Origin of the sequence: Streptomyces sp. NPDC047042 (genome assembly GCF_040644035.1) — a bacterium.
GTDB lineage: Bacteria > Actinomycetota > Actinomycetes > Streptomycetales > Streptomycetaceae > Streptomyces.
Genome location: NZ_JBEYVP010000026.1, coordinates 1 through 14,074, shown reverse-complemented (window position 1 = coordinate 14,074; position 14,074 = coordinate 1). Strand labels below are relative to the sequence as shown.

Annotated in this window: 13 protein-coding genes and 1 pseudogene; 11 read left to right on the top strand and 3 right to left on the bottom strand. The window is 72.2% G+C overall.

Features of this window, described 5'->3' with window-relative positions; all coding sequences use genetic code 11:
• Positions 1-70 precede the first annotated feature (70 nt).
• The 9 genes from ABZ855_RS28570 (at position 71) to ABZ855_RS28530 (ending at position 11,307) form a co-directional block, all read left to right on the top strand.
• Positions 71-1,063 (top strand): iron ABC transporter permease, encoded by a 993-nt coding sequence (locus ABZ855_RS28570; protein ID WP_360811832.1) that lies wholly within the window; start codon positions 71-73, stop codon positions 1,061-1,063.
• Entirely contained in the window at positions 1,060-2,109 is a 1,050-nt protein-coding gene (locus ABZ855_RS28565) for an iron ABC transporter permease (RefSeq protein WP_360811602.1), read from the top strand. The genes ABZ855_RS28570 and ABZ855_RS28565 overlap by 4 nt, the downstream gene beginning before the upstream one ends.
• Positions 2,106-2,933 carry an ABC transporter ATP-binding protein gene (locus ABZ855_RS28560; protein WP_360811600.1) on the top strand — a complete coding sequence of 276 codons (828 nt, stop codon included), beginning with the start codon at positions 2,106-2,108 and terminating at the stop codon, positions 2,931-2,933. Before ABZ855_RS28565 ends, ABZ855_RS28560 begins: the two co-directional genes overlap by 4 nt.
• Positions 2,934-3,002: 69 nt before the next feature.
• The gene (locus ABZ855_RS28555) at positions 3,003-4,046 is read left to right on the top strand and encodes an iron-siderophore ABC transporter substrate-binding protein (RefSeq protein WP_360811599.1); all 1,044 of its coding nucleotides are present in this window, start codon (positions 3,003-3,005) and stop codon (positions 4,044-4,046) included.
• Between the two features lie 107 nt (positions 4,047-4,153).
• Positions 4,154-5,341 carry an ATP-grasp domain-containing protein gene (locus tag ABZ855_RS28550; protein ID WP_360811597.1) on the top strand — a complete coding sequence of 396 codons (1,188 nt, stop codon included), beginning with the start codon at positions 4,154-4,156 and terminating at the stop codon, positions 5,339-5,341.
• 50 nt (positions 5,342-5,391) lie between these two features.
• Positions 5,392-7,140, top strand: a complete 1,749-nt coding sequence (locus ABZ855_RS28545) for an IucA/IucC family protein (protein ID WP_360811830.1) — start codon at positions 5,392-5,394, stop codon at positions 7,138-7,140.
• On the top strand, positions 7,137-8,351 hold the full coding sequence (locus tag ABZ855_RS28540; RefSeq protein WP_360811595.1) for an MFS transporter: 1,215 nt from the start codon (positions 7,137-7,139) through the stop codon (positions 8,349-8,351). Before ABZ855_RS28545 ends, ABZ855_RS28540 begins: the two co-directional genes overlap by 4 nt.
• Positions 8,351-10,099 carry an IucA/IucC family protein gene (locus ABZ855_RS28535; protein ID WP_360811593.1) on the top strand — a complete coding sequence of 583 codons (1,749 nt, stop codon included), beginning with the start codon at positions 8,351-8,353 and terminating at the stop codon, positions 10,097-10,099. The genes ABZ855_RS28540 and ABZ855_RS28535 overlap by 1 nt, the downstream gene beginning before the upstream one ends.
• Positions 10,096-11,307: a type III PLP-dependent enzyme gene (locus tag ABZ855_RS28530; RefSeq protein WP_360811591.1), complete on the top strand. Its 1,212-nt coding sequence runs from the start codon at positions 10,096-10,098 to the stop codon at positions 11,305-11,307. Before ABZ855_RS28535 ends, ABZ855_RS28530 begins: the two co-directional genes overlap by 4 nt.
• Positions 11,308-11,397: 90 nt before the next feature.
• Here the strand turns inward: ABZ855_RS28530 and ABZ855_RS28525 are convergent, their stop codons facing one another.
• Entirely contained in the window at positions 11,398-11,694 is a 297-nt protein-coding gene (locus ABZ855_RS28525) for a hypothetical protein (RefSeq protein ID WP_360811589.1), read from the bottom strand.
• A gap of 174 nt (positions 11,695-11,868) precedes the next feature.
• On the opposite strand from ABZ855_RS28525, the gene ABZ855_RS28520 reads away from it, so the two are divergent.
• Positions 11,869-12,243: a nuclear transport factor 2 family protein gene (locus ABZ855_RS28520; RefSeq protein ID WP_360811587.1), complete on the top strand. Its 375-nt coding sequence runs from the start codon at positions 11,869-11,871 to the stop codon at positions 12,241-12,243.
• Between the two features lie 49 nt (positions 12,244-12,292).
• On the opposite strand, the gene ABZ855_RS28515 is transcribed toward ABZ855_RS28520, so the two are convergent.
• Both ABZ855_RS28515 and ABZ855_RS28510 read right to left on the bottom strand, forming a co-directional pair.
• The gene (locus ABZ855_RS28515) at positions 12,293-13,267 is read right to left on the bottom strand and encodes a CU044_5270 family protein (protein ID WP_360811585.1); all 975 of its coding nucleotides are present in this window, start codon (positions 13,265-13,267) and stop codon (positions 12,293-12,295) included.
• Positions 13,260-13,808 carry a sigma-70 family RNA polymerase sigma factor gene (locus tag ABZ855_RS28510; protein ID WP_360811583.1) on the bottom strand — a complete coding sequence of 183 codons (549 nt, stop codon included), beginning with the start codon at positions 13,806-13,808 and terminating at the stop codon, positions 13,260-13,262. The genes ABZ855_RS28515 and ABZ855_RS28510 overlap by 8 nt, the downstream gene beginning before the upstream one ends.
• Positions 13,809-13,817: 9 nt before the next feature.
• Between ABZ855_RS28510 and ABZ855_RS28505 the strand changes: the two are divergent.
• Positions 13,818-14,074, top strand: a pseudogene (locus ABZ855_RS28505) (hypothetical protein); the annotation flags it as partial.

The window sequence follows — 14,074 nt, the reverse complement described above, 5'->3', positions numbered from 1 at the left end:
TGAAAAGTAAAGCATGCCTAACCTAAGCTCCCGGCTCGTGACTGCGACCCAACGGGGCGCGCCGACCGGTGTGCCCTTCCGTGCCCTGAAGCACATCCCGATCCTTCTGGGCGGACTCGGGGCCCTCGCCCTGTGCTCCGCGCTGAGTCTCGCCCTCGGCACGCGCTCGGTGCCCCTGTCGACCGTGGCCGACGCGCTGTTCGGCCACGCCCAGGGCAGAGACGCGCTCGTGGTGACCGGGCTGCGGCTCCCGCGTACCGTCATCGGGCTCGCGGTCGGTGCGGCGCTCGGGGTCGCCGGGGCGGTCGCCCAGGGCATCACCCGCAACCCGCTCGCGTCGCCGACCACCCTCGGCATCAACGCGGGCGCCGGTTTCGCGGTGGTGGTCGCCATCTTCGCGCTGAAGCTGAACGACCCGGTCGAATATGTGTGGTTCGCCTTCGCGGGCGCCGCCGGTGCCGCCCTTCTCGCCCAGTCGCTGGCCCGCCGGGCGGGCGACATCGACCCGGTACGGCTCGCCCTCGGCGGCACGGTCCTCCAACTCGTCCTGCTGTCCTGGACGTCGGCGGTCATGCTGCTGAACCAGCGCACCCTGGACGAGGCCCGCTTCTGGCTGGCGGGCTCCCTCTCCGGGCGCACTCTCGACACCCTCTGGCCAGTGCTGCCCACGCTGCTGCTCGGTCTGGTGCTCGCGCTCGCGGTCTCCCCCGCCCTCAACGCCCTTGCCCTGGGCGACGATTCGGCGCAGGCACTGGGCGTTCCGGTGGCGCGGATCCGCCTCGCGGGCGGTATCGCGGTCGTCGCGCTCGCCGGTTCGGCGGTCGCGGTGGCGGGCCCGATCGCGTTCATCGGCCTGGCGGCACCCCATCTCGTACGCCCCCTGCTGGGCGGCGACCACCGACTCCTGGTCCCCGGCTGTCTGATCGCCGGCCCGCTGCTCCTGCTCTCGGCGGATGTCCTCGGCCGGCTGGTGATCCGCCCCTCGGAACTGGAGGTCGGCATCGTGAGCGCCTTCCTGGGCGCGCCTCTCCTCGCGCTGCTGGCACGGAAGGTGGCCTCATGACCGTCGCCGCCCACTTCGCGCGTACGACGTCCGGTTCCCGCAGCCGGGCGAGCCGCCGGGTGCTGCTGTACGCCGGCTGCGGTGTCGTCGCCGTCCTCGTCCTGCTCACCGCCGCTCTCACGACCGGCGAGATGGACATGCCGGCCGGTACCGCGCTGCGGGCGCTGGTCGGGGTCGGGGACTCGGGGGACGTACTGGTGGTGCAGCAGTTCCGCGCGCCGCGCGCCTTCGCCGCGATCGTCGCCGGGGCGGGGCTCGGGGTCGCCGGGTGTGTGCTGCAGCGGCTGTTCCGGAATCCGCTGGCCTCGCCCGATGTCATGGGCGTGACCGGCGGGGCGTCGCTCGGCGCGGTGTCGCTCCTGGCGGCCGGGGCCTCCCAGGCGCTGATCCCCGTGGGCGCGCTGGCCGGCGGGCTGCTGTCAGCGCTGCTGCTCGGCGTGTTCGCCTGGCGCTCGGGGGTCGCGGTGACCCGGCTGGTGCTGACCGGGCTCGCCGTGCAGGCGGGGCTCGCCGCCGCCGTGAACCTGCTGATCGTGCGCTTCCCGGCCGAGCTGGCCGGCTCGGCGCTCCAGTGGACCACCGGTTCGGTGTACGGGCGGACGTGGACGGAGGTGTGGGGAGCGAGCGGTGCCATGGTGGCCGCGCTCGCCGTCACCCTCGTCCTGCACCGACGGCTCGCCGTGCTGGACCTCGGAGACGACTCGGCGGGCGCCCTCGGGCTCAACACGTCCGCCGTACGGCTCCAACTGCTGTTCACCGCCGTCGTGTTGGCGTCCCTCGCCGCCGCCCTTGCCGGTCCGGTGACGTTCGTGGCGCTCGCCGTGCCGCACATCGTCCGCTTCCTCACCGGCCCGCCGACCGCCGTCTCGCTGACGCTGGCCGGTCTCACCGGGGCCGTGCTGCTGCTCGCCTCCGACCTGGTGGTCCAGCATCTGCTGCCCGTCGAGGGACTGCCCGTCGGCGCGGTCACCGCCACCCTCGGCGCGCCCTGGCTGCTGGTGCTGATGTTCCGTCAGAGCAAGCCCGTTCACAGGAGTCACGCATGAACGCCCGGCCGGACACCACCAACGAGTTGCGCACCGAGGCTCTCGACCTGCGCTACGGCGACCGGCTCGTTGTCGGCGGGCTCGACCTGACTCTCCCCGGCGGCGCCGTCACCGCCATCGTCGGCCCCAACGCCTGTGGGAAATCGACCCTGTTGAGGGGACTGAGCCGACTGCTCGCCCCCGCCTCGGGCACCGTCACCCTCGACGGCTGCGACATCCACCGAATGTCCGCGAAGGCACTGGCCCTGCGGATGGGGCTGCTGCCGCAGCAGCCGGTCACCCCGGAGGCGATCACCGTCGAGGCGCTCGTCCGGCTCGGCCGGTATCCGCACCAGCGGCTGCTGGCCCCCTGGTCGACGGCCGACCAGCGGGCGGTCGACGAGGCGCTCGAGCGCACCGGCACGACCGCGCTGCGTGCCCAGCCCGTGGACCGGCTCTCCGGCGGTCAGCGTCAACGCGCCTGGATAGCGTTGGCGTTGGCGCAGGACACCGAGCTGCTCCTGCTGGACGAACCGACCACCTTCCTCGATCTGCGGCACCAGCTCGACGTACTCGATCTGGTCGCCGACCTGCACGCCGAGGCGGGCCGCACCGTGGTGATGGTGCTGCACGACCTCGGACAGGCCGCCCGCTACGCGGACCACATGGTGGTCCTCAAGGACGGCCGACTCGCCGCCGCCGGCCCACCCGCCGACGTGCTCGACGCGGAGCTGGTCAAGTCCGTGTTCGACGTGGACTGCCGGGTCATCGCCGACCCGGAGACCGGCACCCCGCTGGTCATACCCAAGGGCCGGGCGCTGCGGCACACCGCCGCGACCGCGTGACACACCCGTTTCGCGTTTCCCCTTCACCGTTTCCCGTTCACCGTTTGTCGACAGAAAGACCTACCCCCCATGCACAACAGCTCTCCCCTGCCCGGAATCAGCCGGTTCGGCCGTCTGGGCAGGCTCATCGCGGTGCTGCTCGCCGTCGTCCTCGGCACCGCCGTACTCGCCGCCTGCGGCGGCGGTGACTCCGACAGCAAGGGCACGGACACCTCGGCGAAGGCCGCCGCCGACACCGCCGGATTCCCGCGCACCCTCAAGACCGTCATGGGCGACGTGAAGATCCCCGCCAAGCCGAAGCGGGTCGTCGTGCTCGACACCGGCGAGCTGGACGACGTCACCCTCCTCGGTGTCGACCCGGTCGGCGCGGTCGCCCCGCACTTCAAGTCCGAGGGCGGCTTCCCGACGTACCTGAAGGGCGAGTTGAGCGGCACGAAGGACGTCGGTCCGCTCCTCGAGCCGAACCTCGAGCTGATCGCCTCGCTCAAGCCCGACCTGATCCTGTCCTCGAAGGTCCGCCACGAGGCGATCTACAGCAAGCTCAGCGCGATCGCGCCGACCGTCTTCACGGAGACCACCGGCGGCGTGTGGAAGCAGAACCTGAAGGTGCACGCCGAGGCCCTCGGCCTGGAGACCGAGGCCGCCGCAAAGCTCACCGCGTACGAGACGCGGGCCAAGGCACTCGGCGAGGCCATCAAGGCGAAGGACAAGGGCACCATGCCGACCGCGTCCGTGGTCCGCTTCATCGCCGGTCCGACCCGCCTCTACCAGTCCAACTCCTACAGCGGTGTCGTCCTCGGCGACATCGGTCTGGTCCGCCCCAAGTCGCAGGTCTCCACCGACCCCACGGTCACGATGAAGGACGTCAGCCCGGAGCAGATCGACCAGGCCGACGCCGACCTGATCTTCGTCACCGCCGCCGACACCGAGGACAAGACACAGAAGCAGCAGGTCGTCACCAACCCGGTCTGGAAGAGCCTGCCCGCCGTCAAGAACGGCAAGGTCTTCGAGGTCCCGGACGAGATCTGGATGTCCGGCATCGGAGTCCAGGCCGCCGAGCAGATGCTCGCCGATGTCGCCAAGGCCACCGGTGTGGAGCTCCCGAAGAAGTAACTCCCGCTGTACGGGAGCGGGGCGCGCCCTTCTGCACGCGCCCCGCTCCCGGGCCCTCGACCCGGGCCACAACCCCCCACCCGCTAGCGGAAGTTGTTCCACACGTCATGCGTCTTTACCTGCTCGCCCGCAACCCCACCGACTCCGTCACCGAGGGCTTTCTGCCCGCCGCCGCCCGTCTCGGCCTCGATGTCACCGTCCTCACCGACCATCCCGACGCCCACCGGGCCGTGTACCCGGACGTGGAGACCCTGGAGTGCGACGTCCGTGACTTCCGGGCCGTCGTCACCCGGATCTCGACGCATCACCGGCCCGACGCCGTCTTCAGCAACAGCGACCACCTCCAGACCCAGGCTGCCCTGGCCGCCGACTACTTCGGACTGCCGGGCAAGGACTGGCGGGCCGCGCTGGCCTGCAAGGACAAGGCCGAGATGCGGCGCCGGCTCGCCGCCGCGGGCGCGGACACCGTGTGGTCCGCCGAACTGACCGGGACCGGCGCCGTCGAGTCCGTCGCCCAGGCCGCGCCGTACCCGTGTGTCATCAAGCCGCGCGAGGGCGTGGCCAGCGAGGACGTGGTCCGCGTCGAGAACCCGGAACAGCTGCGGACCCGCGCCGAGGAGATCTTCGCGCGGCGGCCCGGTGCCGTACTGGTCGTCGAGGAGTATCTCCCCGGAGAGCTGTACACCCTGGAGACGCTCGGCGACGGCAAGCTGCGGCACGTCCTGGGCGGTTTCCACACCGAGTTGTCGCCGCCGCCGTACTTCATCGAGGAGCGGCTCGTCTTCGTCCCCGCTCATCCAGAGCCGGTCGTCGGCCAGATTCTGGCCCAACTGGACGCGCTGGGCGTCGGGTTCGGTGCGTGCCACACGGAGTTCGTGGTGCACGAGGGGCGCGCCCGGATCATCGAGGTCAACTACCGTGCCATCGGCGACCAGGTCGACCTGCTGTTGACCCGGCTGCTGGGGTTCCCCCTCTTCGAGCACATCCTGCGCACCCATCTGGGCGAGCCGCTCCCGGCCGACCTGGGTGTCCGCCAGGGCGGTGCGGCCCGGCTCGAGTACCCGTGCGCCGACCGCGCGGGCACCCTGACCTCGGCTCCCCCGGCCACCGAACTCAGCGTCGACGGCGTGACTCTGACGTACCGTCCGCTGCGTGCGGTGGGTGAGCGGCACGAGCTGTACCGCACCAACCGCGACTATGTGGGCGTCCTGCGGGCCACCGGCACCGACCAGCCGACGGTCGACCGGGTGTCGGCGCAGTTCCTGGCGGCGCAGCGCTGGGAGATCCAGCCGTGACCACCACCGCTCCCACTCCCACTCCCACTCCCGCTCCCGCTCCCGCTCCCGTGACGAGCGACGCCGCCGAGGCGGAGCTGCTCACCCGCGTTCTCAGTGCGCTGCTCCGCGAGGACGTCGTCGGCCTGCGCACCCTCGGCACGCTCACGCACCGCCCTGACGGCCTGTGGCTGCGCCTGGCGACCCCCGGCGACGACGCCCTGCTGCTGCCCCTCACCGAGGACGGCTTCCAGTGCGTGTACGCCGCCCGACTCCCGCTGCTGGTACGCGAGTCGGACGGGGCCGAGCTGACCTCGTACGACACCGTGCTCGCCGCACTGCGTGAACTGGCCGACCCCGTGGACCGCGACGGCTTCGACGCCTTCGCCGAGGAGTGCCGGCAGACCCTGGCCACCCTGCGGTTGCACGCCGCGACACACGAGGAGGCCACCGAGCGGCTGACGGACCTCCATGGCGCCGACCCGGCCGCCTGGACGGGCCTTGCAGCCTCCCTCGCCTACGACACCCTCGCGGCCCGTGTCGACCATCCGGTGTATCCGACCGCACGCGGCCGGGCCGGGCTGGCGGAAGCACAACTGCGGGCGTACGCACCCGAGTTCCACCCTCGTTTCGCCTTGCGCTGGCTCGCCGTGCCCCGGGAGGCGGTGACCCTCACGGGTGCCTTGCCCGAGTTCTGGCCGAGTCCTGCAAACCTGGGTATGGCAAATCTGGAGGGCACGCATCTGGCCCTGCCCGTGCACCCGTTGACCGTCGGCCCCCCGCTCGACGAGGCACTGCGCGTCACCGGCCTCGCGGGACGCGCCCGGCTTGCGGAGCACGGGTACCTCGACGTGGTCCCGACGCTGTCGATGCGTACCGTCGCGGTCGCCGCCGATCCCACCCTGCACCTCAAACTCCCCCTCGCCACAGCCACATTGGGGCTGCGCAACCGGCGCTCCATCAAGCCGGGCACACTCGTCGACGGCGCCGCCGGGCAGCGGCTGGTCGAGCGGGTCATCGAGCGTGAGCCCCGCTTCCGGGACACCGTCCTGCACGCCGACGAGACCACGTACGCGCACGCCGGACACGAACTCCTCGCCGTCCTGTGCCGCCGCTACCCGGCCGGCCTCGACAACGCCGCCGTCGTCCCGCTGGCCGCCCTCCTTGCCGAGGCGCCCGGAGGACGGCTCGTCGTCGACCATCTCGCCGACCGCTTCCACGCCGGTGACCCGCTCGCCCTCCTGGACGCGTGCCTCACCCTCCTCTTCGACTGGCAGACCACCCTCTTCGGCCACGGCATCGCCCTGGAGTCGCACCAGCAGAACGTCTCACTGGTCCTGGGGCCCGAACAGGGCCGGGTGCGGCTGCTGTTCAAGGACAACGACGGCCCGCGCATCAACACCGAGCGGCTCGCCGGCGTGCTGCCGGGGCCGTGGGGCTTCGACGACGAGCGGACCTACAGCACCGAGGACGATCCGGTCGCCGACGTGTTCGCCACCATCACCGTCCATCTGTGCGCGGGCGCCTACGCGTTCGGGCTCGCCCGGCACGGCCGCGCCCCGCTGCCCACGCTGCTGAGGCTGGTCCGCGACCGGCTCGGCGAGGCCGTCGACCGGCTCGGCGGTACGGCCGCCGCCGTACTGCGCGCCCGGATCCTCGACGCGCCGCACCTGCCCGTGAAGGCGATGGTCAGTGCCGGGACCCTGCTCAGCAAGGACCGTTCGGGTGCGGCGGACATCAACAAGCACTACACCACCGGCCCCAACTACCTTCTCCACGCGGGCCCCCAGGCCGTTCAGCACACGGGGGACGCGGTATGAGCGCCGAGGCGTGGCGTCTGCCGAGACGCTCCTCGTTCGGCCGCAGCCGTGTGCACGCGGTGGCCGGCTGCTACTTCGTCGCGTCGTTCGCGGCCCTCGGTCTGCCCCCGTATCTCACCCGGATCCTCCCGGAGTTCGGCGACGGCGCGGCCCGCTGGGCCGGGGTGCTGTATGTGGTCCCGACGGTCTTCGGGGCTCTCGGCGCTCCCTTCTGGGGCCGGCTCGCCGATCGCTTCGGCCGTAAACGGCTGCTGTTGCGCGCCCAGTTGGGCCTCGCCGTCGCGTTTCTGCTCGCCGGCTGGGCGGACTCGCTGGCCACGTTCACCGTCGCGCTGATCCTGCAGGGGGTTCTTGGCGGTACCTTCGCCGCGTCCAACGGCTATCTGGGCGCCGCGCTGGAGGGGTCCGCCCTGTCGAAGGCGCTCACCCTGATGCAGGGCAGTGCCCGGGCCGCCCTGGTCGTCGCGCCGATCGTCGTCGGTGCGCTGTCGGGCTGGCTGTCGCCGCACCGACAGTACGCGCTGCTGGCCGTACTCCCGCTGACCGCAGCCCTGTTGCTCGCCGCGCTGCCCGAACCGGGCGAGGAGGGGCCGGCGGAGTCCATACCCGGGACCACCGTGTCCACACCCGCGTCCGGACCGGTGGTCTCCCTGCGCACCCTGTACGCCCTGGAGTTCGCGTTCGTGTTCTCCACCGTCATCTCCTTCCCCTATCTGATCTCCCTGGTGGAGGACCAACTGCCGGGCACGTCGGCGACCTTGTCCGGTGTCCTGTTCGCCCTCCCCCACCTGGTCTATCTGGTGTCGGCGCTGGCGGTGCACGCCGCGGTCCGGGACCGGCCCCGGACCGGGATCGTCCTGGGCTTCGCCTGTATCGCCCTCGGACTCGCCGGACACGGCTTCGCCGACTCGCTGTCGGCGCTGGTCGCCGTACGGCTGGTCCTCGGGGCGGGGCTCACGCTCGGCCTGGTGTCGCTGTCGGTGCTGGCCGCCGACTGCGCCAAGGGCCGTGCGCCCGGCGGGATGTTCGGGTCGCTGGAGTTCTTCTCCAAGGCCGGAGCGGTCGCCGCCGGACTCGCCGCGGCCGCGGGCAGCGCCCGTTTCGGCCCGGCCGCGCCGGTGCTGACCGGCAGCGGAGCCGCCGTACTGACCGTGCTTGCCGCCCCCTTCCTCCTCAACCCCCACTCGCACCGCGCCCGTTGGAGCCGTTGATGCCCTCGCTGACCGACTCGCCCGACACCACCGCCGCCCCCACCGCACCGACCACGGTCGAACTCCCCACCGCCGACGACGTGGTGACCCACACCCTCCTCAACTGCCTGCTGCGCGAGGTGTCGGGCCCGGAACGCCAGACCGTCGTCGACGACGGCCATCTGCTGCTGCGCCTGCCCCGGCGCGGCGTTCTCCTGCGGGTCGGCCTGCGCCGCACCTCGCTCCTGGGCGCCCACCGCTTCACCGGTCCGGTGAGCGAGCGGGCCGACGACGGCTGGGCGGTGGTGGACTGGCGCCGACTGGCCGAGTACACGCGCGACGAGCTGACCCTGCGCACCGGGCAGCCCAACGACGAGTTCCTGGAGCAGATCGCCTCCAGCCACCAGGCCGTCACGGCCGCCCTGGCCGGGGAGCGCCCCACCGAGCCGGCGGCCGACCACCTCTCCGCCTACCTGGCCTCCGAACAGTCCCTGCTGTTCGGCCACCGCTTCCACCCCACGCCCAAGGCCCGCACCGGCGACCCGCGCGCCTGGTCGGCGTACGCACCGGAGACCGGGGCCGTCTTCCCGTTGCGGCACCTCGCCGTACGCGCCGACCTGATCGCCGAGGAGTGCGCCGCCCCCTGGGCCACGGCCGCGCTGGACGGCCGGCGCACCGACGTCCCCGACGGCTACCGGCTGCTGCCCGCGCACCCCTGGCAGTACGACACCCTGCGCGAACACCCCGTGCTCCGGGCCGCGTTGGAGCGTGGCGACATCCTTGACCTCGGCCCGGGAGGCCGCCCGTTCGCCGCCACCGCGTCGGTGCGCACCCTGTACGACGGCGAGACGTTCCTCAAGTTCAGCCTGAACGTGCGGATCACCAACTGCCTCCGCAAGAACAGCAGTTACGAGCTGTCCGGCGCCGTCGCCCTCACCCGCGCCCTCGCCCCGGCCCTCACCGACCTGGCGGGGCGTTTCCCCGGCAGCGCGGTGCTCCGCGAGCCCGCCTACCGCACGCTCGCCCTGCCAGGGCCCGACGGCACCCCGGACCGTGAGCTCTTCGAGGGCTTCGGCGTGATCGTCCGCGAGGGCCTCCCCCGACACCTGGCGCCGGGAGCAACTCCCCTGCTCGCGGCGGCGGTTGCCGACGAGTACCCCTCGAGCCCCGCGCACATCTCCCGGCTGCTGTCCGGCGCGGACGCGGGCACGGCCCTCGACTGGTGGTCGGCGTACCTCGAACTGCTGGTCCCACCGGTCCTGGCCGCCTACTTCGACCACGGGCTGGTCCTGGAACCGCATCTGCAGAACGTGCTGATCTGCGTCGACGCCGACGGCCGCCCCGTCCAGGTGCTCTTCCGCGACCTGGAGGGCACCAAGCTGGTCCCCGAGCACCACACCGACACGCTGACCGCCATGCCCGCCGAGGTCGCGGGCCCGATGACGTACGACGCGCAGCGCGGCTGGGACCGGGTCGTCTACTGCCTGCTCGTCAACCACGTCGCCGAACTGCTCGCCGCCCTGGCCGACCTGCACCCGCGGGCCGAGGCCGCCCTGTGGGGGCGGGTGCGCGACACGCTCCAGTCCTGCGCCGACCGTTTCGACCGACCGCCCCGGCTCGCCGCACTGCTCGCCGGGGTGCCGCTGCCCGCGAAGGCCAATCTGCTCACCCGCTGGGAACGAAAGGCGGACCGCGAGGCGGGATACGTCCGACTGCCGTCCCCGCTCGCCGAGGACATCCTGCGCGACACCACCCGGAGCACCCGATGACTCTCCCCGTGCGCGACCTCGCGCTGTCCCTGCCCGCCGCCGAACTCCCGGCGTACGTCTACGACTTGACGGAGCTGCGCGCCCACGCGGCGATGGTCCGGGCGGCGCTGCCCGAGCGGGTCGAGCTGTACTACGCGGCCAAGGCGAACCCGGAGCCGGAGATCCTGGCGGCGCTCTCGCCGTACGTCGACGGCTACGAGGTCTCCTCGGGCGGCGAACTCGCTCATGTCGCCGACGCGGTGCCGGGCCGACCGCTGGCGTTCGGCGGGCCCGGCAAGACGCCGGACGAGGTGCTGACCGCGCTGAAACTGGGTGTCGAACGGTTCCATGTCGAGAGCGAGCACGAGCTGCGCATGCTCGCCGAACTGACGCGCCAGGCCGGGCCCGAGCGCCGGGTGGCGGTGCTGGTGCGGGTCAACATCCCGGTGTCCGACGGCTCGTTGGCGGGCAGCTCGCTGACGATGGGCGGCCGGCCGACCCCCTTCGGGCTCGACCCGGCCGGGGCCGCGCCGGTGCTGCGGGCGCTGACGGACGGGACGTACCCGCGGCTCGAGCTGCGCGGGATCCACGCCCACCTGGCGAGCGGACTCGGCGCCCGGGAGCAGCTGGCGGTGGCGGAGTCCGTGGTCACCTGGGCGGCGGCGCTCGAGGTGCCTGTGACCGAGGTGAACGTCGGCGGCGGGATGGCCGTCGACTACGCCGCCCCGGCCGACCTGTTCGACTGGGCGGCGTTCGGTGCGGGCCTGGCGAGGCTGACCGAGGCGTACCCGGAGCTGACCCTGCGCATCGAGCCGGGCCGGGCGCTGACCGCGTACTGCGGGTGGTACGCCACCGAGGTGCTGGATGTGAAGCGCAGCCACGGCGAGGAGTTCGCGGTCGTCCGGGGCGGCACCCACCATCTGCGCACCCCGGCGACCAAGGGCCACGACCAGCCCTGCGCGGTGCTGCCGGTGGACACCTGGCCGCACCCGTGGCCACGCCCTGCGGCCGAGGATTCGCTGGTCACGCTGGCCGGCCAGCTGTGCACACCGAAGGACGTCCTGGCCCGGCGCGTCCCGGCACCCGGACTGCGGGCCGGCGACCGGGTCCTCTTCTCGCTGGCGGGCGCCTACGCGTGGAACATCTCCCACCACGACTTCCTGATGCACCCGAGACCCGGCTTCCACTTCCTGAACACGGATCCGGTGACAGAAAGCCGACTGAAATAGCACACACGTACGACAAACGTGTGGGCCGCCCGGTCCGGCCGGGCGGCCCGCTTGCCTTCGGTTCTCGAGTCCCCGGGGTCCGTGAGTGCGTCAGGCCTCGATACCCGGCAGCAGGCCGGTCACGGGGGCGGCCAGGTCGGTCAGCTGGTGCAGCTGGTTGAGGTCGTTCAGACGGTCGAGCGAGCGCAGCTGGTCGGCGACCCGGGGCAGGTCCTCGTGGTACTGGGCGGGAATGTCGCTCGCGGCGAGCGAGTCGAGCTGGGCGATCGGGTTCAGCTTGCCCGCGTTCTGGTCGGCGGCGGGAGCAGCACTGGCCAGCGGGGCGGCGAGGCCGGTGACGCCGACGGCGAGACCAACGGCGGCGGCGATTCGTCGTGTTGAGATCATGTACTCATGAACGGCGCGCGCCCCGCCCCGGACACGGGCACCCCGCCCCGCTCACTCGTCAGGCTCATCCCCCCTTCTGCGCTTGCCGAGGATCCCGGGACGGAGGACGCTCGGAAGGAGAGGCCCCTCGCGGCCCGCGCCCGATCGGGCCGCGCCCCCTCGGAGGAGGTCACCATGGGCACTGCGGCAAGCTCCACCTTCGACATCGAAGCACTGCGCCGGGGCATCGAAGGCCAGGACGCGTCAGCACTGCTGTCGCTCTACGCCGACGACGCCGAACTGCGCGTCGTCGACCACAAGACCCAGCCGAGCCACCCGATGGTCATGCACGGCCGCGGCGAGATCAGCGCCATGCTGAACGAGGTCTACAGCCGGGACATGACCCACAAACTGGAGCAGGTCGTCGTCCAGGGCGACCAGGTCGCCTACACCGAGTCCTGTCTGTACCCGGACGGGGTCCGCGTCCTGGCCGGCTCGATGATGTCCCTGCGCGACGGCAAGATCGTCGACCAGACCGTGCTCCAGGCATGGGACGAGGAGGGCGACTGAGGCCTCCGTCAGCCGGGCAGAGTGCGGCCCGGACGGCCCGCGGGCGTGATCAGCGCATCCAGGCGCTGTAGTCCATGACGTCTCCCTTCTTCAGGCCCCACTGGGGCTCCGCGACGGTGGCCGTGTTCTCCAGGCCGAGAACGGTCCCGGTGGCCGGGTCCATGATCACCATCAGCCGGGAGCCGCGTCCGTCGTACACATACGCCTGACCGGGCCGCCCGAGCCGGTCCGTCACCCGGCCGACCGGCCGCAGTCCCTCCGCGTCCGCGAGCAGCCGGGCGACGGCCGCGTCCTCGCGCGCCCCGAGTGTCCAGTGGTTGAGCAACACCGCGACCGCGTCCAGGAGTTCGGGTGTGGTCAGTGGGGTGGGCTGGTGCTGCGCCTCCTGGAGGTAGGCCTTCAGCCTCCCAGGGTCGTACGGGGGCGGTGACTCGGGCGGGGCGTCGCTCCAGCTCGGCCCGAACGTCTGCTCGCTGATGACATGGCCGTCCTCGACCATCCCGTCGCCCCCTTCGCTGAGCACCGGCCGGCCGGGGTGCCGTGGGTCGGTCGCGACGACCAGTTCCGTATGGCTCGCGTCGGCCCGCCAGCGGACGACACGCTCGACGGGCAGGGTGATCGGGGGCTTGTCCTCGGACATGCCCATGCTCCAGGTCTGTACGTGGGTGCCCTTGCGGAGTTTCGGTGAGCCGTCCGCGGCTGCCGCGTCGGCGATCTCCACCATCCTGGCCAGGGGTACGGGTGTGGAGCCGGCCTGTACGAGGAGCGGGCGGGGTGCGGCGACCGCCGGGACGGTGTTCGGGCCGGCGAGAAGCAGGGCCGTCATGGTCACCGCCACGGCCGCGACGGTCGCGAGGCTCCAGGCCCAGCGCAGACGACGGCGTCGGCGGCCCAACAGGCCCCGGCCGTGCAGGAGTTGGTTGAGCCGGCGTTCCGCGTCGTGGTGCAGTGGTCCGTCGCCGAAGTGGGGGCCGTCGGCCGGCACCGGGTTGGTGGCGCGCAGCAGGTCGAGTTCGTCAGGCATGGCCCTGTTCCTTCGGGGAGTTCACGTCGGCGGCGAGCGCGGGGCGTATCCGGTCGATCTCGGCTCTCAGACGGCGCCGGGCCCGGTGCAGCCGCATCGCCGCCGCGCGTGTACCGCAGTCCAGGGCCACGGCGACCTCGTCGACGGCGAGTTCCTCCCAGGCCGTCAGACGCAGTATCTCCTGGTCGGCGGGGGTGAGCCGGGCGAGCGCCTCGTGCACCCAGGCGCCCGGCGACTCGGCGTCGGGGCTCGCGACGACCTGCCTGCCGTGCGCGGTCTCGTCGTTGCCCAGCCGGTCGACGAGCCGACGGCGACGGCCCTGGCCGCGTACCGCGTTGGCCAGGCAGTTGCGCGCCACGCCGTACAGCCAGGGCAGAGGGGTGGCGGGCAGGTCTCCTCGGCGGCGCCAGGCGACGGTGAACACGTCCGCCACCACTTCCTCCACCTCGCCGGCACGGCCGTCCAGTCGCCGAGCGACATAGCGGCTGACCGCCCAGTAGTGCTCGCGATAGGCAGCGGCGAAGGTCTCGTCGTTGCTCATGTCCTGCTCGTGTCCGGCACCCGGCGGATCGTCACACCCGTTTCCGTGATTCTCGTCGCGTCCTTCGAGTGTGACGTCCGGGGCGGGCGCGGACACAGGCGGGGCGTGAAGACCATCAACCTCGAACCCCGCACCACCGACAGCCCCAGAAGCGTCAAGTGGCTGACAACTACGGACCACAAGACGATCGGCACGCTGTATCTGGTGACGTCGTTCGCGTTCTTCTGCATCGGTGGCGTGATGGCGCTGTTCATGCGCGCCGAGCT